At 67.8% G+C, this 16,928-nt stretch carries 18 protein-coding genes; 8 read left to right on the forward strand and 10 right to left on the reverse strand.

The genetic code is table 11. The annotated features are described in order from the left end of the window. Positions 1-35 precede the first annotated feature (35 nt). Together ACQ3HB_RS08635 and ACQ3HB_RS08640 are read right to left on the reverse strand one after the other, a co-directional pair. On the reverse strand, positions 36-920 hold the full coding sequence (locus tag ACQ3HB_RS08635; protein WP_430919523.1) for a M48 family metalloprotease: 885 nt from the start codon (positions 918-920) through the stop codon (positions 36-38). A gap of 126 nt (positions 921-1,046) precedes the next feature. Further along, the gene (locus tag ACQ3HB_RS08640) at positions 1,047-1,613 is read right to left on the reverse strand and encodes a LemA family protein (protein WP_430919524.1); all 567 of its coding nucleotides are present in this window, start codon (positions 1,611-1,613) and stop codon (positions 1,047-1,049) included. A 186-nt stretch (positions 1,614-1,799) separates the two neighbouring features. Here ACQ3HB_RS08640 and ACQ3HB_RS08645 point away from each other — a divergent pair, with 186 nt between their 5' ends. Together ACQ3HB_RS08645 and ACQ3HB_RS08650 are read left to right on the forward strand one after the other, a co-directional pair. Next, positions 1,800-2,633 carry an ABC transporter ATP-binding protein gene (locus tag ACQ3HB_RS08645; RefSeq protein ID WP_430919525.1) on the forward strand — a complete coding sequence of 278 codons (834 nt, stop codon included), beginning with the start codon at positions 1,800-1,802 and terminating at the stop codon, positions 2,631-2,633. Beyond that, a complete protein-coding gene (locus tag ACQ3HB_RS08650; protein WP_430919526.1) occupies positions 2,630-3,364 on the forward strand; it encodes an ABC transporter permease in 735 nt (244 codons plus the stop codon). Before ACQ3HB_RS08645 ends, ACQ3HB_RS08650 begins: the two co-directional genes overlap by 4 nt. Positions 3,365-3,417: 53 nt before the next feature. On the opposite strand, the gene ACQ3HB_RS08655 is transcribed toward ACQ3HB_RS08650, so the two are convergent. From ACQ3HB_RS08655 to ACQ3HB_RS08670, 4 genes are read right to left on the reverse strand one after another with little or no spacing between them, the layout of a single operon-like run. Beyond that, positions 3,418-4,731: a D-arabinono-1,4-lactone oxidase gene (locus ACQ3HB_RS08655; RefSeq protein ID WP_430919528.1), complete on the reverse strand. Its 1,314-nt coding sequence runs from the start codon at positions 4,729-4,731 to the stop codon at positions 3,418-3,420. Beyond that, a complete protein-coding gene (locus tag ACQ3HB_RS08660; protein ID WP_430919529.1) occupies positions 4,728-5,972 on the reverse strand; it encodes an amino acid deaminase/aldolase in 1,245 nt (414 codons plus the stop codon). The genes ACQ3HB_RS08655 and ACQ3HB_RS08660 overlap by 4 nt, the downstream gene beginning before the upstream one ends. Next, a complete protein-coding gene (locus ACQ3HB_RS08665; protein WP_430919530.1) occupies positions 5,972-7,216 on the reverse strand; it encodes an MFS transporter in 1,245 nt (414 codons plus the stop codon). The genes ACQ3HB_RS08660 and ACQ3HB_RS08665 overlap by 1 nt, the downstream gene beginning before the upstream one ends. After that, the gene (locus tag ACQ3HB_RS08670) at positions 7,209-7,829 is read right to left on the reverse strand and encodes a TetR/AcrR family transcriptional regulator (RefSeq protein WP_430919532.1); all 621 of its coding nucleotides are present in this window, start codon (positions 7,827-7,829) and stop codon (positions 7,209-7,211) included. Before ACQ3HB_RS08670 ends, ACQ3HB_RS08665 begins: the two co-directional genes overlap by 8 nt. 276 nt (positions 7,830-8,105) lie before the next feature. Between ACQ3HB_RS08670 and ACQ3HB_RS08675 the strand changes: the two genes are divergently transcribed. Beyond that, positions 8,106-10,313, forward strand: coding sequence for a hypothetical protein (locus ACQ3HB_RS08675; protein ID WP_430919534.1), 2,208 nt, complete (start codon positions 8,106-8,108; stop codon positions 10,311-10,313). 10 nt (positions 10,314-10,323) lie between these two features. Here ACQ3HB_RS08675 and ACQ3HB_RS08680 read toward each other — a convergent pair whose 3' ends face one another. Beyond that, positions 10,324-10,623: a rhodanese-like domain-containing protein gene (locus ACQ3HB_RS08680; protein WP_430919536.1), complete on the reverse strand. Its 300-nt coding sequence runs from the start codon at positions 10,621-10,623 to the stop codon at positions 10,324-10,326. A gap of 389 nt (positions 10,624-11,012) precedes the next feature. Between ACQ3HB_RS08680 and ACQ3HB_RS08685 the strand changes: the two genes are divergently transcribed. The 4 genes from ACQ3HB_RS08685 to ACQ3HB_RS08700 all read left to right on the forward strand — a co-directional run bounded on the left by ACQ3HB_RS08685 (position 11,013) and on the right by ACQ3HB_RS08700 (position 14,463). Continuing rightward, positions 11,013-11,858 carry an ABC transporter permease gene (locus tag ACQ3HB_RS08685; protein ID WP_430919538.1) on the forward strand — a complete coding sequence of 282 codons (846 nt, stop codon included), beginning with the start codon at positions 11,013-11,015 and terminating at the stop codon, positions 11,856-11,858. A 10-nt stretch (positions 11,859-11,868) separates the two neighbouring features. Next, a complete protein-coding gene (locus tag ACQ3HB_RS08690) occupies positions 11,869-12,480 on the forward strand; it encodes a GNAT family N-acetyltransferase (protein ID WP_430919539.1) in 612 nt (203 codons plus the stop codon). A gap of 38 nt (positions 12,481-12,518) precedes the next feature. Next, a complete protein-coding gene (locus ACQ3HB_RS08695) occupies positions 12,519-13,814 on the forward strand; it encodes a hypothetical protein (protein WP_430919541.1) in 1,296 nt (431 codons plus the stop codon). 64 nt (positions 13,815-13,878) lie between these two features. Further along, positions 13,879-14,463, forward strand: a complete 585-nt coding sequence (locus tag ACQ3HB_RS08700) for an NADPH-dependent FMN reductase (protein ID WP_430919543.1) — start codon at positions 13,879-13,881, stop codon at positions 14,461-14,463. A gap of 28 nt (positions 14,464-14,491) precedes the next feature. On the opposite strand, the gene ACQ3HB_RS08705 is transcribed toward ACQ3HB_RS08700, so the two are convergent. From ACQ3HB_RS08705 to ACQ3HB_RS08715, 3 genes are all read right to left on the reverse strand, one after another. Then, the gene (locus ACQ3HB_RS08705; RefSeq protein WP_430919545.1) at positions 14,492-15,295 is read right to left on the reverse strand and encodes an SOS response-associated peptidase; all 804 of its coding nucleotides are present in this window, start codon (positions 15,293-15,295) and stop codon (positions 14,492-14,494) included. A gap of 167 nt (positions 15,296-15,462) precedes the next feature. After that, positions 15,463-15,600 (reverse strand): hypothetical protein, encoded by a 138-nt coding sequence (locus ACQ3HB_RS08710; protein ID WP_430919547.1) that lies wholly within the window; start codon positions 15,598-15,600, stop codon positions 15,463-15,465. Further along, positions 15,593-15,721: a hypothetical protein gene (locus tag ACQ3HB_RS08715; protein ID WP_430919549.1), complete on the reverse strand. Its 129-nt coding sequence runs from the start codon at positions 15,719-15,721 to the stop codon at positions 15,593-15,595. The genes ACQ3HB_RS08710 and ACQ3HB_RS08715 overlap by 8 nt, the downstream gene beginning before the upstream one ends. A gap of 345 nt (positions 15,722-16,066) precedes the next feature. Here ACQ3HB_RS08715 and ACQ3HB_RS08720 point away from each other — a divergent pair, with 345 nt between their 5' ends. Next, complete coding sequence (locus tag ACQ3HB_RS08720) at positions 16,067-16,678, forward strand: LysE family translocator (RefSeq protein WP_430919551.1); 612 nt, start codon at positions 16,067-16,069, stop codon at positions 16,676-16,678. Positions 16,679-16,928 lie beyond the last annotated feature (250 nt).

Below are 16,928 nucleotides of genomic sequence, written 5' to 3' on the forward strand. Positions count from 1 at the left end.
GAGCGCGGGCCTGTGCCGCGAGCGCATCGCGCTGACTAGAAGCCGCTGCCGATCGTGGAGAGTCGCTTGATGCGCTCGACGAGCGGCGGGTGCGTGCTGAACAGGCGAGCGACCGCGCCGGGCTTCAGCGGGTCGGAGATCCACAGGTGCGCCATGGACGAGTTCTGCTTCGCCATGGGGCGTCCGTAGGTGGCGAGCTTGCCGAGGGCGCTCGCGAGCGCTTCAGGGTGGCGGGTCGTGAGAGCGCCGGTCGCATCGGCCAGGTACTCGCGCTGACGAGAGATCGCAAGTTGCACGAGTGTCGCGAGGAGCGGCGCGACGAGCATCGCGACGATGCCGAGGACGAGCATGACGGGGTTGCCGCCGTTGTTGTTGTTCCGGTTGCCGCCGCCCCAGATCGTCATGCGCAGCAGCACGTCCGACAGGAAGCCGATCGCGACGACGAGGCCGAAGACGACCATCGACACCCGAATGTCGTAGTTCTGCACGTGGCCGAGTTCGTGGGCCATCACGCCTTCCAGTTCCGAGTCGTTCATGATCTCGAGCAGGCCCGTGGTCGCCGCGACCATCGCGTGTTCCGGGTCCCGTCCCGTCGCGAAGGCGTTGGGGGCCGGGTCGTTGATGATGTACACCTCCGGCATGGGGATGCCGGTCGTGATCGCGAGGTTCTCCACCACCCGGTACAGCCGCGGGTTGTCCGCCTTCTCGATGCGCTGCGCACCGCTCATCGCTATGGCCTGACGACCCGCGAAGAAGTACTGCAGGAGTGCATAGCCGATGGCGACGACGAGCACCACGATCGTGATCGTCGGGCTCTGGTAGATGGACCCCGCGAGCCAGCCCAGGCCGCCGATGATCACGAGGAACACGATGAAGATGACCACCGTGTTGAACTTGTTCTTGGCGATCGCGCGATACATGGGAGGGCTTTCCTGGAGGGTCTAGGGGCTGTACGGGTGTGGATGGGTGCTGGTTCGGGTGTCCGGGTACGAGGATGACCGGGGCGTCACGCCCCGGTCATCTGCTCGGCGCTGCGAGCGCGTGGATCAGAACTGGACGCGAGGAGGTTCCGCGATCGCGGCGTTGTCCGTGACCTCGAAGAAGTCACGGGCGCTGAACCCGAGGCCGCGGGCGAACAGGTTGTTCGGGAAGACCTTGATCTTGGTGTTGAGCTCGCGGACGCCGCCGTTGTAGAAGCGGCGCGATGCCTGGATCTTGTCTTCCGTGTCGACGATCTCCGACTGGAGGTGCAGGAAGTTCTGGCTGGCCTGCAACTGCGGGTACGCCTCGGCGACCGCGAAGATGCTCTTGAGGGCCTGCTGCATGTGGTTCTCGGCTTCACTGACCTGCGCAGGACCCTGCGCGCTCAACGTCTCTGCGCGGGCCTTCGTCACATTCTCGAAGACGGACTTCTCGTGGGCCGCGTAGCCCTTGACCGCTTCGATGAGGTTGGGGATGAGGTCGGCACGACGCTTCAGCTGCACCGTGATGTCGCTCCAGGCTTCGTCGACGCGCACGTTGAGCGTGACGAGCGAGTTGTAGGTCGCCCAGAAGTAGATGCCGATGATGACGACCAGGGCGACGACGATGAGGACTGGAATCAGCCATTCCATGGGGTGGGGCTCCTTGCGGCTCGGGTGGTGCAGGTCGCCATATTGTACTGCGAGCTGGTGGGGGTTCCCGGATGCTTCGCAGGAACCCCGCAGCAAGCATCCGGCCGCCGTGCAGCCGTCGACGGACCGCACGAGCGGCTCGCGCACCCCTATGCAACGAGGTCCGACGCGCGAATAATGCATCACATGACGAGACATGCTGCACCGTCGCAGCCGGCGGTCGAGGTTTCCGGGCTCAGCGTCCGCCGTGGACGCGCAGACGTCCTCCACGGGCTCGAGTTCACAGTGCCGCGCGGCAGCGTGGTCGGCTTGCTCGGGCCGAGCGGGTGCGGCAAGACGACGCTCATGCGTTCGATCGTCGGGGTGCAACGCGGCGTGCGCGGAACGCTCTCGGTGCTGGGAGCGCCTGCCGGGCATCGGTCGTTGCGGAGGCGCGTCGCGTACATGACGCAGCTCGAGAGCATCTACGACGACCTGACCGTGCGGCAGAACCTCGATTACTTCCGTCGCGTGGTCGGTGCGGACCGGGCACTGGTCGACTGTGTGCTCGAGCAGACGGACCTGGTCGCGGAGGCGGGGCGGCTGGCCGCGAACCTCTCCGGCGGTCAGCGCAACCGCGTCTCGCTCGCGGCCGCACTCCTCGGCGAACCGGAGCTGCTCGTCCTGGACGAACCGACGGTCGGTCTCGATCCCGTGCTCCGCGTGCAGCTCTGGGAGCTCTTCCACACGCTCGCCGCGACAGGCACCGCCCTCCTCGTGTCGAGCCACGTCATGGACGAGGCCGTGCGCTGCGATCGTCTGCTTCTCATGAGGGAGGGACGGATCCTCGCCGACGAGACGCCCACCCGGCTGCTGGAGACGACGCGTGCGGTCGACGCGGAGACGGCGTTCCTGCGCGTCATCCGGGGCGATGGTCCCCGCGAGCACCACGCCGATGCGCCGCGGCATGGAGACGACAACGACAACGATGTCGACAACGATGACACCACTGTCGACGACAACGACAGGGGTGCACGGTGAACCCCCGCCTCACGTTCGCGACGGCCGCGCGGGTCCTCCGGCAGATCGCGCACGACCCGCGCACGATCGTGCTGCTGCTCGTCGTGCCGAGTCTGCTCGTCGGCCTCATCTCCTGGATCTTCTCCGACACCGACGTGTTCCAACGGATCGGGCCGGCCGTCATCGCTCTGTTCCCGTTCATCGTCATGTTCCTCGTGACGTCGATCGCGACGCTCCGGGAGCGCCGCTCCGGCACGCTCGAACGGCTCCTGAGCCTGCCGCTCGGTCGCGGGGACTTCATCCTCGGGTACACGCTCGCGTTCGGGCTGCTCGCCGTGCTGCAAGCGGCGATCACCGTCGGATTCGCCGTCTGGGTGTGCGGACTGGACATCGCCGGATCCACCGGGCTGATGGTGCTCGTCGCGGTGTGCGATGCGCTCCTCGGCACGACGCTGGGTCTCCTCGCGAGCGCGTTCGCCGCAACCGAGTTCCAGGTCGTCCAGTTCATGCCGCTGCTCGTCTTCCCGCAGGTGCTGCTCGGCGGGCTCTTCCTGCCCACCGATCAGCTGCCGAGTGTGCTCGAAGCCATCGCGACCTGGTTGCCGCTCACCCACGCCATCGACGCGCTCAACGCCGTCGTGACGGGTGCGGAGGACGACGCGTACGTCATGGGTCAGGTGCTGATCATCCTCGCGTGGTCGGTCGGAGCCGTGACACTCGGGTCGCTCACCCTCCGACGACGGACTCCCTGAGGAAGCTGCTCACCACTGGTACTCACCCGGGCGCACCACGCCGCTCATCCCCATCACTCCCCCAGGACGCGCCGGAGGTAGTCGTTCGCGAAGAGCCGACCCGGGTCGAGACGGTCCCGCAGCGCCACGAACTCGTCGAACCGCGGGTACACCGTGCGGAGCGACTCGGCCGTGCGGCTGTTCATCTTGCCCCAGTGCGGACGTCCTCCGTACTCCATCATGATCTCCTCGACCGCTCCGAAGTACTGCGTCGTGTTCTCACGGAAGAAGCGGTGCACGGCGATGTACCCGGACGGGCGACCGGACGCGGTCGACAACCAGAGGTCGTCGGCGGCGGCGAAGCGCACCTCGATGGGGAAGGAGATGTTCCAACCGCGTTCCTCGATGAGCTCGCGCACCCGTCGGAAGGCTTCGGGCACGTGCTCGGCGGGGATCGCGTACTCCATCTCCTGGAACCGGACCGTTCGACTCGTCGTGAAGACGTTCGTCGAGTGGTCGGTGAAGCTGCGGTTGCCCGTCACCCGGTCGGCGAGGCGGTTGATGCGCGGGATGAGCTTCGGTGCGACGAGTCCCGTGTTGCAGAGCACGCGGTACGCGCCGTTCGCGATGGCGGTGTCGTCGACCCAGCGCCGGACCGGCGGCATCGGGCTGCGCGGTGCGTCGCCGGCCAGGCGGGTGTTCGTCTTCGTGAGCGCCGTCTCGGTGTGCGGGAACCAGTAGAACTCGAAGTGGTCAGCCGCGGCGGCGCGGTCGAGCAGGGTCGGGAGCAGCGGTTCGAGCGGTTCCGGTCGTTCGACGGCTTCGAGCACGAACGCCGGGACGCACTGGAGGGTGACGGAGACGATGATGCCGAGGGCGCCGAGGCTGAGCGCGAGCGCCGGGAGCAGTTCCGTGTGCTCGTGCTCGTCAGCCGTCAGGAGTTCCCCGTCGGCGGTCACGAGGGTGATGCCGACGACCTGGGTGGCGATGCCCCCGAACGTCGTGCCGGTCCCGTGCGTACCGGTCGAGATCGCACCGCTGATCGACTGCCGGTCGATGTCGCCGAGGTTCGCCATCGCGAGCCCGTAGGGGCGGAGGAGCCGTGGGATCGCGTGGAGACGGGTGCCCGCGAGCAGCGTCACGCGCGACCGTTCCCGGTCGACGCTCACGAGCCCCTGCAGATCATCGAGTTCGAGCAGGACGCCCGGTGCTACGGCGATGCCCGTGAAGCTGTGTCCGGCGCCGACGGCCTTGATCGGCAGTCCCGCGCCCGCGGCGGCACGCACGGCCCGCTGGACGGCGCCGATCGACGATGGACGTTCCACACGGATCGGTTTCGCGTGCTCAGTCCTCGCCCAGTTCCGCCAGACGGCGCCCGTCGCCGTCACAGGAACACCTTCCCCTCACCCCGGTAGGTGGGCAGCACGTCGACGATGCGGTCGCCGTCCACGACGTGGAACTCGTCGATGCGTTCGCTCAGTTCTCCGGACTTCGTGTGTCGGAACCAGACGCGGTCGCCGAGTCGGAGGGCGGCCGCTGCATCGCCCGAAAGGGGCGTTTGGACCTCGCCTGCCATCTCGCGCGGCAGCATCGTCATGCCCTCCGGCCAGGCGATCTTGGGCAGCCGATCGAGTCCTGGAGGGCCCGACGCCACCCATCCCCCGCCGAGCACGGTCGCGAAGCCCGGCGTCGGCTTGCGGACGACGGACAGCCCGAAGGCCGCGGCAGGCGCCGGGGTGAACCGACGGTAGTTGTCGAAGAGGTGACCTCCGAAGATGCCGCTGCCGGCCGCGATCTCCGTGACCGAGTCGTCGGAGCCCGTGAGTTCGAGCGATCCCGTCCCGCCGCCGTTGACGAACTCGAGCTCGGCGATCGACCGCACCTCCTCGACGACCGCGGCACGGCGCTCGCGCAGCTCGGCCCACGAGCGTTTCTGGATGCCGCGCAGGACCGCGGACCAGCCCGGCCGACCTTCCACATCGTCGCCCTGGCCCGCGATCTGCGCTTCGTACGCCATGATGCCGACGAGGGTGAAGCCCGGCCGTGCGAGCACGACCTCCGCCAACGCCCTGACCTCGTCCGGCGTCCTGAGCGGCGAGCGCCGCACGCCGATGTGGCCGAGGCCGGGGGCCTGGAACGATGCGTCGAGCTCGATGCAGATCCGGATGGCCTCCCGGGCCGACGGAGCGAGCACGGCATCGATGAGATCGAGGTGCTCGATCGAGTCGATCATGAGGGTGATGCGCGATGCGGCTTCTGACGAACTGGCGAGGCGCTCGATCGCATTGCGTTCCGCGGTCGGGTACCCCACGACGATGTCGTCGATCGTCTCGGACAGCCAGAGGGCTTCCGTGAGCGTGTACGCCAGGACGCCTGCGTATCCCGGCTGCCGGAGCAGCGCATCGACGACGCCGCGCACCCGGATCGATTTGCTCGCCACCCGGATGGGCTTCCCGCCGGCTCTCCGCAGCATGTCGTGCGTGTTGTACCGGAGTGCCCCGAGGTGCAGGACCGCGACGGGCGAGTCGATCGTCTGCGTCGCCGTCGTGAGGCCGCCCCAGTATCGGCGCGGATCACGCCAGGGCGCCGGCACGGTGGCGTTGCCCGCGGCGGAGAGTTCGATGGTCATCAGTTGACTGCTTTCACCTTGAGGGCGGACAGGGCTCCGGCGACGGCGCACAGCGCGGAGAGGAAGTAAAGGCCGGCGAATCCGCCGAGCGCAGCGACGACGAGCGCTCCGGCGAGCGGGGCGATGGCCTGCGGCACGGCCTGGGCGATGTTCATGATGCCGAGGTCCTTGCCGTGCGACGCCGGGCCGGGAAGCACCTGCGTGGCGAGGGCCTGGTCGACGGACATGAAGCAGCCGTAGCCGAGACCGATGAGGGCGGCGGCGAAGAAGCCCATCGGGAGCGACGGCCAGATCGCGAGGAGCAGTGCGGCGAGCGCCTGCGAGCCGGCCGCCGCGACCACGAACGGCTTGCGGCGGCCCGATCGGTCCGAGGCCCGTCCGAGCACGAGGGACGCCAGGACGACGAAGACCGTGTACACGATCGTGACGAGCAGGAGGTCGGTCTCCGCTTCCTTGTCCCCCAGACCGAACAGCAGGAAGTAGAAGAGGAGCGAGGTGCTGAAGGCGTTGCCGAAGTTCACGAAGACGCGGCTGAGCATCGTCCAGCCGAAGTCCGGGTACTTCCTGGGCGAGATCCAGAGGCTCTCGATGAGCCCTTTCGCGGACAGCGGTGCGACGACCGATGCCGGCGGGAGCGGATCGGGCAACCGCAGGAACGGGATCACGAGGATGAGCAACAGGACGGCGAGCGCTGAGTAGCCGAAGAAGCGGTCGGTCGCGAGGAGGAGCACGAGGGCGATGCCGAGGATGGCTCCGACGGCCTGCGGCGCCGAGATCCAACCGGAGACGAATCCGCGCTGGCCGACGGGCACCTGGTCGGAGATCGTTGCAGTGAGGGCCGCACCGAGGACGCAGAAGCCGATGATCGCCACACACCACCAGACGCCGATCCCGATGATGTCCTGCTGCAGGCCGAGCAGGATGAGTCCGACGGCGAAGACGACCGCGCCGGAGGCGATCCAGGGGCGACGGCGCCCGAACCGTGAGCGGGTGCGGTCCGAGAGCGCGCCCGTCAGCGGGTAGGCGATGACCGAGCACAGGCCGGCGATGCCGGACACGACGCCGAAGGCGACGACGCTCTCGATCCAGTGGTCGGGGTGGAGCTGCTCGTCGATCTGCGCGGGAAGGAGGAGTTGGATGGGGCCGAGCTGCGCCATCCAGATGCCGAGCCAGGCCATGGCGAAGGCGGCGACCCATCGGCCCGTCACCCGCCGTTCGGCGCCCGTCGTTGCTGCATCAGCCATGGTCATCGGTGCTCCGTCCAGCGGGGGAAGCGAGGGAGGTGAGGAAGTCGGCCGCGTGGTCGAGGAGTTCCTCGGCCACGCGTTCGTCATGGTGCACGAGCCACGACACGGTCACGCCGTCGCTGAACACGACGGCGAGGCGGGCGATCTCGTCGATGGGGCGCTGCCACTGCCAGCCGGAGAGGCGGGCCGCAGCTTCGAGCGCTTCGGCGGAGAGTTCGGAGTATCGGCGGTACTGCTCGGCCGCGAGGTGTTCGAGGCCGGGCGTGCGGAGGGCGTAGTAGGTGAGTTCGAGCATCGCCGCCTCCCGACCGGGGTCGGCGCGCATCGACTCGAAGTACCGTTGCAGGCCACCCCGAACGAGGTCGCGGAGGTCGCCTTCCGTCACGGTGTCGGCGGGAAGGACGACCCGTTCCTCCGCGACGACGTGCGAGATGAGTTCGGTCATGAGCTCGTCGTGCGAGGCGAAGGCGTAGTGGAAGCTCGCGAGGGACATGCCCGCTTCTGCGACGATGGCGCGGGTGGTCGCGGCGGAGACTCCCCCGGCCGCCACGACCCGAAGTGCTGCACGCACGAGCGCCTGTCGACGTTCCGACGCGGGGATCCTCGTCACCGACCACCTCCGGTGGTGCCCGCCAGCGGGTCAGGTCCCGTCGTCGGCGATGACGTCGGGCCGACTGGGTCAAATGACCCAGTGCGGTAAGTATGCACGATCAGAGCCGATTTCGCACCAGATTGCCCGTGAATCCCCCGACACCGGGCCGAGGAGGTTGACTTTGCCCCCTCGCTTTGGGGGAATGGAAGCACGGTGCAGGGGACGACGCGAGACGAGCGAGGAGTCCGGTCGACACGGTCGACCGGGCGTCGAGCGGTCCTCGGGGCCGGAACAATGAGCGAAAAGCTCCTCGGATCCCTCGCCACCGGAGTCCTCCTCACGATGGTCGTCGCAGCGCTCGCGTTCACCGGTCCGGGAGCCGCAGCGGCTGCAGCATCACCTCTCGCCAGCGCCCCTGCCGGCTCGGTGGACACCGGCATCCAGCCACCTGCCGCCGAGCCCTCGGATTCACCGGATCCGGCACCCGGAGGCTCCGCGACGCCGACGCAGACGCCATCGGTCCCGCCAACGGAACCGCCCACCATCACCTCCCCCGAGGACGGCGCCTTCACCGACGACGGCCGGCTGACCGTCAGGGGCACGAAGGCGCAGGGTGCCGGCATCCAACTCCTGATCGGCTCCTCCGGAGAGCCGGTGTGCATCGTGGACGCCGATGACAGCACGAGCTGGGAGTGCTCGATCTCCGTCTCCGACGGCCCGGGGATCGTCATCCGTGCCGCGCAGACCGGCCTCGGCGACACCCTCACGACACAGCTCACCGTCTCGTCGCTCAGCGCTCCCGTCATCTCCCCCACCGACGTCACGAACGGCGGAGTCCGCGGGACGGGCTACCCGGGCGCCATCGTCACGGCCACCGCTGACGACGGTTCCAGCTGCTCCTTCCCGGCCGATGCCTCCGGCAGCTGGTTCTGCGTCCTCGGCGAGGGACTCTCCTCCGGTCGGCACACGATCACCGCCACCCAGAGCGCTCCGTTCACGAACGGCAAGCGGTCGGCCACCTCCGCACCGATCACCGTCATGATCGACCGCGACGCCCCTGCCGCCCCCGTCATCACGAGCCCCGTGGTCGGAACACTCATGCCGCTCGGCCCGTCGAGCTACACGGGCACGGGAGAGGACGGCGCAACCGTCACGGTCTTCGCCGACAGCACCTCCGTCTGCAGCGCCGTGGTCACCGGCGGCCAGTGGAGCTGCCAGGGCTCCGGCGTCCCGGAGGGACCGCATCTCGTCCTCGCGATCCAGCAGGACCTCGCTGGCAACACGAGTGGCGCGAGCGCAGCATTCACCCTCCGGTACGCGCCACCGAGCACGGCTTCGCCGACTCCCACGCCCGGACCGACGTCGGCGGCTCCCGTGGTTCCGGCACCGGGAACGCCTGGAGCATCGCCAGCTCCGTCGCCCTCGCAGACAGGTCGGCCCGACGCCTCCGGCCCGGCGCCGTCGTTCGGCGGCGGCGGTGGCGGCACAGGACCGTGGGCGAGTGCGACACCGTTCACGGCGACGCTCGCTGGTTCCGCGGACGGACGCGGCCAGCCCGTCTGGTGGGTCGCGGTACTGCTCGCCCTCGCCGCCCTCCTGCTCATCGCGATCCCGACGCGCATGCTGGCGTCGAGTGTCGGTCCTGCGCTTCGTGCTGCGTTCGCCGCTCGCCGCGCACCGCTCACGGGACGCAATCGCTCCCGTTCCGAGTTCGAGTCGGCGCCCCGTCTGGGGCCCCCGAGCACGGTCATCGTGGCCGTCACGACCGCTGTGCTCGCGTCGGGGTTCGTGATCCTCGCACATCCGGTGGAGGGGCAGCCGGCGTACCTGCGCCTCTGGGGCGCCTCGCTCGCCGCCATCGTCCTGGTGAACACGGTCGCGGTCGGGGCCCAGTTCCTCCTCGCGCACTTCGGACGACTCGGACCTCTGCAGATCAGTCCCGCGCCTCGATGGATCCTCACGGTGGGCGCCGTCTCGATGCTCTCGCGGTTCCTCGGGTTGCAGCCAGCGCTGCTGTTCGGCCTCATCGCCGAGGCGCGGCCGGTCAAGGCGCCGACCGAGGTGGAGGACTCCCCCGCTGCCGATCTCGCGATCGCCGGACGGCTCGCACAGGTGCGCATCAGTGCCGCTGCCGCGATCGGTGCGCTCGCCTGGCTCGTGTCCGCCGTGATGGCTGAACCCGTGGGGGCTGCCCAGTCCTTCGTCGCGGAAGTCGTCAACGTCACCGCGATGGCCGGGATCGGCTCGGCCGCGATCGCCCTGTTGCCCATCGGCTCGCTCGGCGGACTCGCCGTGTTCCGGTGGTCTCGGAGCGTGTGGTCGCTCACGGCCCTCGCCGCGTTCACACTCCTCTTCGGCCTCCTCGGACCTGCGATCACTGCGGCGGGGTCTGCGGCCGATCTGACGTCGGTCGTGATCGTCGTCCTGATCTTCGCAGCCGTGGGCGCCACAGCGTGGGCGTGGACGAGGTATCTCCGCCCGATGCTCGAGCAGGCAGGCTAGCTCCGGATCGCTATGGACGGACGACGGGCAGGCCGCTCGCGGCCCACTCGGTGATGCCGCCGACGATGTTCACGGCGTCATAGCCCTGCTGTTCGAGGTACTGGGTGACCTGGGCGCTTCGTCCGCCGGAGTGGCAGAGCACGTAGACCGTCTCCTCGCGCGGCACTTCCCCGATGTGATCGAGGAACGATGACATGGCGATGTGGGTCGCGCCCTCCACGGCCGCCGCTTCGACTTCATTCGTCTCGCGGACATCGATGATGACGGGCTGGTCGAGCTTGCTCAGGTCGAGCGGAGTGATCTGCTGCACGGTCCCACGATACCCGGGTCTGCGCGCCTCAGATCCCGCAGGATCGTGGGATCACTCCGCCGAATGGGGCGTGGGGGCGAGATAACCCGAATATCTCGCCCCCACTGAGGCGTCTAGCTACCGGTCGACGCACAAGCACTCAGAGAGGCTCGGGCGACCGGCTCACGGGGGACGCCCTCAGACGAAGGTAGCGGAAACGACGAGCGCGCGCTGCCCTTCGGGGGTCGTGTCGCGCGTGTCGCGAACACGAAGTTGTGCCGCGAATGGGGGTGGATTGGCAACCGGTCGTTCCACCGGGTTCCCATGGCTCCGGAACGGCCGGAAATCAGCCGACCACCAGGGCAGATCGAAGCTCCGAACCCAACATCTGTGGACTAGTGTCGGTCGATATGGACTGGTGGTCTGCAGGGGTTTCGACGGCGGTGATTCCCACGGTCATCGCCGTCGTCGTCCTCGCCGGCGTCACGATCGTGATGCTGCGATGGTCCGGCGCCCCGAGCCCGACGGCACCGCTCTGGGCACTCCTCCGCGGAAGCCTGCAGTTGGTCGTCCTCAGCCTCATCCTCTCCGGAGTCATCGGTGATCCGTACCTCGTCGCAGCGGCACTGGTGGTGATGTTCGTGGCCGCGGCCGTCACTGTGCACCGTCGGATCCGCTCCGGGGGCGCGTCCATCCTCCAGATCATCGCGTGCATGGGAGCCGGGATCATCGTCGCGCTCGGCACGGTGTTCGCCCTCGGTGCCGTGGAGTTCAGCCCCCGCTACGTGCTCGCGCTGGCCGGCATCGTCATCGGCAACACCATGAGCATCACGACGCTCGCGGGGAGGACCTTCGGGCACGTGGTCATCGGTCGCTGGGACGAGGTCGAGGGCTGGTTGGCACTCGGTGCGCGACCGATCGAGGCGACCAGGTCGATGGCGAGGCAATCGATCCACTCGTCGCTCATCCCCTCGATCGACCAAACGAAGACCACCGGCCTCGTGGTCCTACCCGGCGCGTTCGTCGGTGCGATCTTCGGTGGCGCGTCGCCACTGGAGGCCGGACGCTTCCAGATCGTTGTGCTCGCCTGCATCCTCGCGGCAGGATCCATCACTGCGGTGCTGCTCATGCGGATGATCGGCGCCGTCGCCACGAAACCTGATGATGACGGAGCGCTCCGTCATCCACCCGGCCAGCGTCGCCCTCCGAAGTCCCGCCCTGATGCGCCTGTTCCGCATGTCGGAGGAGAAGCGTAGCGTTCCAGCCATGTCCGACCGTTCTGAGCACGTGCATCCTGACGACCAGTCCATGCCCGGTCCCCAGGATGCAGGCGCATCTACCGGTGCAGCGCGTCCGGACGTGCAGGTCTCGCTCGAACGTTGGGGGCCTGCGGACCAGATCGTCATCGAGCGGAGCAACACTCCAGAGATGACGGTGTATCTGGGCGGTCCGGAGTCGCCGGAGCAGGTCATGGCGAGGCACGCGAAGTTCCTCCGGTTCTGGGAGACCGGCGAGGCGTCGATGTTCCGCATCGTCGTCGCAGGCGAGCCGGAGGCCGTCGGATCGATCGGCTACTGGAGGACCGAGTGGGAGGGTCGGCCGGTGTACGAGACGGGGTGGAGCATCCATAGCGCGCACCAAGGGCGTGGCATCGCGAGCCGAGCGCTCGCCGCCTGTTTGCGCCACGCGGCCGAGCACGGCGAGCCGGAGCGCTCGGATGTCGTCGCGTTCCCCCGGATCGACAACACGGCGTCCAACGCGCTCTGTCGGCGAGCAGGATTCGTGTTCCGGGGCGAGCAGGACTTCGAGTATCCGAAAGGGCATCCCATCCGCGTCAACGCGTGGGTGTTCGATCTTCGGGCGCTTCGGAGTTCGTGAGTCTGGTCTTCCGTGCCGTGGCTGCGTAGGGTCGGTGGATGCGTCCCGAAGCCGAATTGCCTGAACCGGGTGGCGATCGCCCTCCGACACCGACGGACCTGCTGCATTCGTTGCGCCGTGAGACCGTCGACGGGACGTCGTTCTTCGTGGACGCGGAGCGCCCGGTCGCGGCACTCGACGATGGGGGCGGCGCAGATGGCGGCGCAGGGACCGGGCTCCGGTTCGTGACGTGGGCTGATGCGCCCCAACCGATCATCGCGATGTCCGCTCGGCTGATCGCTGTGCCGAACGGCGTGTGGGTGATCTACCAGGTCACTGATCCCGGACTCCTCCGCCCTCCTCCCGATATCGGGGCTGTCTCCGCCGTTCGCATCGGTGTGGATGGTTCCGTCGACTGGATCGACGTCGGCGCCGGCCGAGTGGTTGGCGCAGAGGACAGGACGCTCTGGATCGATGAGCGTCCTTCCGGGGCAGCGCGCGACGAGGACGCGTGGACCGCGCCGTGGGACATCACCCTGAAGTCGGTGGACGGTTCGACGAGGACGCTCGGCTGGGATCGGCCGATCATGATGGTGCGAGCGGTCGGTGGAGCATCGGCTGATGCCGTGTCCGACGGCGGTGTCGAGGTCCTGTTCGAGCGGTCGGCGCCGATCATGGTCGTCTCGACCGTTGACGGACTCGGGAGCACCGGATTCATGCCGGTCCGGATGATGGTCCGCACGCCCGGCGGTTCCGGGTTGATGCCGATCCCGAACTCGCTCTCGTCGAAGAAACGCCAGAGCGATGTCGTGCTCGTCCGGTTGCCATCGTCCGAGCGCCTTCCCGCCAGGATCGGCTTCGATGATCTTGATCCCAGCGATGTGACCGAGGTGACGGAAGCGAACATGGCCGAAGTACTCGACATCGCGAATCGCTCCCGGCAGCAGCCGCCAGCTCCCGACATCGATCTGAGCGGGGTACCCGGTTCGCGATGGCCACTCGTCGATCTGCCCGCCGAGACAATCGATGCAGCCGTCACTGCGGGTCGTCGGCTGTTCGAACCGCTCGTGACGCCGGACGGATCGCAGGGGACGGGTTTCGGTTCGCATTCGATCACGAACGCGGTCGTGCGGGCGGTCGGCGATTGGCCCCGAACGATCATCGAGGTCGTGTTCGCCCATCCCCATGCGACGGACGCTCTGGGGCCCGATGCGCGGATACGTCGGCGGGTCCGAGTCTTCGACGACGCCGGTCGGGTGCAGCTAAGCGAGTACGCGGACGTGCACCTCAGGGAGGATCTGGCGACGAAGCTCCCTCCCGTCGACCAGGCCGTCGGCGGCGTGCTCGACATCTGAACGGGAGCGGCCCGTCCCGCGCGGAGGCGATGCCGACGGGGAGTCCGGCGCGATACCGTCGAGTGTGCCTCCGCTCACCCTTCCTGTCATCTCCTGCAGCCTTGATCCGTCGAGCGCCAGTCGGCGACTGGCGGAGCGGTCGGCCCGATATCTTGCGGAGGCGGGGCACACTGCTCCGCTCGTCGACCTGGTGGACCATCCGCTCCCCGCATTCGACAACGACGCGGTCTTCACGAGTTCTGCTTTCACTCGCTTGCACGACGTCATCAGCCACTCGGACGGGGTCGTCCTCGCGTTCCCGATCTACAACTGGGCTCCGGCGAGTTCGGTGAAGAACCTGATCGAGGCGACGGGAACGACCGGTGACGGTGTGCGAACTGCCGCATGGTTCGACAAGGTCGTCACCTTCGTTTGTGCAGCTGGCCTCCCCCACAGCTACATGGCGACCGGGCAACTCGCCAATTCGCTCATGCTCGACTTCAAGTGCATCGTGAATCCCTACACCGCGTACGTCTCCGAGCGGGATTGGACGGCAGAAGGCGACCTCGTCGAATCACGCACGAACCGCCTCGCGAAGACATTGACTGTGCACGCGGAACTGTCGGGAGCGCTGCTCGACCGCAGCTATCGGTCCGAGTGGGAGATCTGACTGACGCGTCCGGAGGTTCTCCGACGCGCTATCGCAGTCGTTCGATGAGTTCCGGACCGTCGCCCTTGACCGGGCCGACTTCGTACCATTCGAGCGATTCAGCCACGGGGAGCGCTGCTCGAACGGCTTCGTCGACGAGGCCCTGATCACCGACGACCGTTGGGTCGAGCCAGACGTCCCAGAAGGATTCCGGGATGGGGACCGGATTGCGATCGTGGATGTGGTCGAGCGTCTCGACGGCATCGGACGTGAGGATCGTGGCGGTGAGGCGCCAGCCGTCGTCGTCACCGGTCGCGGTCCGGTCCTTCCACCACGTGTAGAGGCCCGCCATCGCCATCAGTTCGCCGTCGGCGGGACGGATGAAGAAGGGCGTCTTCACGTTCGTGTCGGGGTCCGTGCGCCACTCGTAGTAGCCCGTCGCGGGGATGATGGCGCGTTTCGACCTCACCGATGCCGCGAACATCGACTTCTCCGCAGCCGTCTCCGAGCGTGCGTTGAAGGTCGGGAACTTCATCTTCAGCTCTTTCGACCAGGACGGGACCAACGACCATCGGGCGATTTCGAGTCGTCGCACTCTGTCCGACTCCTGGTCGGCGTTGCGGTCGGCTGCATCGAGCTCGCGTTCGTTCGACTCGATGTCCGAGCCGTCCGAGCCGTCCGAGTCGTCCGAGTCGTCCCCGCCGTCACGCCGAGGCGTCTCGATGATCACCGCGACCGGGTCCGTCGGACTGATGTTCCAGGCAGGTGTCCAGTCGTTGTAGTCGCCCCCGGCGACCACGAACTCGCGAATGAGGGCGTCAGTGCTGCTGTCGAGAGCGAATCGTCCACACATGGGTGCAGCCTACGCCTGGCGACTCTGGTGCTCCATGGGGCGCTCGTAAAAGGTCTGCCCGCACAAGCGACCGATCCGGAGGCGCACGTCGCGAACGCAGAAAGCCGGGCAGACACCTGAGGTGTCTGCCCGGCTTTCGCCGCTCTCGGATCGACCGAGCGATGAGGTCAGGCGAGTGCCAAGACCCGTTCGCCGTCCAGGATCTGTCCGGAGGGGTTCTCGACGGGTGTTCCGTCGGGCTCTGTTCCGTGCTCCGGGTCGACTTCGTCCGGCTTGGGCGTGTGGTCGGGGCGGGGATCACTCATCGTCGGCGCCTCCGCCCGATGCCGTGTCTTCGCCGTCACTGGGCTGGCTGCCGTCGGATCCGGATCCATCCGGAAGTTCGTCTGCATTCTGTGAGCGTTCATCGTTCTCGTGCTTCGTCATTGCATCTCCTTGTCCACTCGCTGTGTGCACTGGGTCGCAAACCGCCGTGCGGATGCGACCCCCATGAACGACCGTACGCGGGAAGCCGGATCCTCGGCAGGGGGTTGACGTGCCGCTCCGTCGGGATGGCTCCGCGTCTGCGTCCGCGAAGGGACAGTGCTCGCCGGTGTGACGGAGGACGTCGTCGAGTGACGGAAACGCGGTGGTGTGACGGAAAACGCGGTGGTTCTCCCTCGGGCCCGGATTCTCTCACCCACTGGTGAGCGGTCACAAGTCCCCGTGCTTCGGTGGGGTGATGCCGTAGCATCCTGATCACCACCGATGGCCCTTCACCCCGGAGCACCGATGACTGTTGCATTCCTCCTCACTACCCTGGTCATCGTCGCCACTCCAGGCACCGGTGCGCTGTACACGATCGCCGCGGGCATCTCTCGTGGGACCAAGGCCAGCTTCGTGGCTGCCATCGGCTGCACCCTTGGGGTGATTCCGCACATGGTCGCTGCGATCACCGGTCTGGCAGCGCTTCTCAACGCGAGCGCGATCGCGTTCCAGAGCATCAAGTACCTCGGGGTCGCCTACCTCCTGTTCCTCGCCTGGCAGACCTGGCGGGACAAGTCCCCCATGGACGCTGACGAGCAGACGGCGCCGGCGTCATCCTGGCGGGTCATCCGGTCCGCGATCCTCATCAACGTGCTGAATCCGAAGCTGACGATCTTCTTCTTCGCGTTCCTCCCGCAGTTCGTGCACGCGAATGAGCCCAACGCGTGGCTCCACATGGGTGGGCTCAGCCTCGTCTTCATGGCGATGACACTCGTCGTGTTCGCTCTGTACGGAGTCTTCGCGTCGGCCATGCGCGCTTCGGTGATCAGTCGGCCCCGAGTCGTCACCTGGATGCGTCGGACGTTCGCCGCGACCTACGTCCTCCTCGCTGGTCGGCTGGCTCTCCAGGAGCGATGACCGTCGCCCTCGTGTGGGCTCCGTACCGAGCGGCGCACACGACAGCGGCGTGTGAGCAGGCGGCGATCGCTGTCCAGCGGCGCGGGTGACCGATCTGAGTGCGAGGCGGCGGGCTCGGTCTGATCCGAACCTGCCGCCTCCGGATGCCGTGAGCGTTTTCGACCGCGCAGTGCGTGCCCTCGAGGCATCGCTCGAGTCGACTCTCAGAAGTTCCCGCCATCCGATGTGATCAGCCTAGATCGACACCCGT

Source organism: Plantibacter lichenum (assembly GCF_050587525.1).
Classification (GTDB): Bacteria; Actinomycetota; Actinomycetes; order Actinomycetales; family Microbacteriaceae; genus Plantibacter.

Bases quoted from the DNA above. Each gene is read 5' to 3' on its own strand.
- ACQ3HB_RS08635 (WP_430919523.1), bottom strand. From the start codon at position 920: ATGTATCGCGCGATCGCCAAGAACAAGTTCAACACGGTGGTCATCTTC.
- ACQ3HB_RS08640 (WP_430919524.1), bottom strand. From the start codon at position 1,613: ATGGAATGGCTGATTCCAGTCCTCATCGTCGTCGCCCTGGTCGTCATC.
- ACQ3HB_RS08645 (WP_430919525.1), top strand. From the start codon at position 1,800: ATGACGAGACATGCTGCACCGTCGCAGCCGGCGGTCGAGGTTTCCGGG.
- ACQ3HB_RS08660 (WP_430919529.1), bottom strand. From the start codon at position 5,972: ATGACCATCGAACTCTCCGCCGCGGGCAACGCCACCGTGCCGGCGCCC.
- ACQ3HB_RS08665 (WP_430919530.1), bottom strand. From the start codon at position 7,216: ATGGCTGATGCAGCAACGACGGGCGCCGAACGGCGGGTGACGGGCCGA.
- ACQ3HB_RS08675 (WP_430919534.1), top strand. From the start codon at position 8,106: ATGAGCGAAAAGCTCCTCGGATCCCTCGCCACCGGAGTCCTCCTCACG.
- ACQ3HB_RS08685 (WP_430919538.1), top strand. From the start codon at position 11,013: ATGGACTGGTGGTCTGCAGGGGTTTCGACGGCGGTGATTCCCACGGTC.
- ACQ3HB_RS08690 (WP_430919539.1), top strand. From the start codon at position 11,869: ATGTCCGACCGTTCTGAGCACGTGCATCCTGACGACCAGTCCATGCCC.
- ACQ3HB_RS08695 (WP_430919541.1), top strand. From the start codon at position 12,519: ATGCGTCCCGAAGCCGAATTGCCTGAACCGGGTGGCGATCGCCCTCCG.
- ACQ3HB_RS08705 (WP_430919545.1), bottom strand. From the start codon at position 15,295: ATGTGTGGACGATTCGCTCTCGACAGCAGCACTGACGCCCTCATTCGC.
- ACQ3HB_RS08710 (WP_430919547.1), bottom strand. From the start codon at position 15,600: ATGAGTGATCCCCGCCCCGACCACACGCCCAAGCCGGACGAAGTCGAC.
- ACQ3HB_RS08715 (WP_430919549.1), bottom strand. From the start codon at position 15,721: ATGACGAAGCACGAGAACGATGAACGCTCACAGAATGCAGACGAACTT.
- ACQ3HB_RS08720 (WP_430919551.1), top strand. From the start codon at position 16,067: ATGACTGTTGCATTCCTCCTCACTACCCTGGTCATCGTCGCCACTCCA.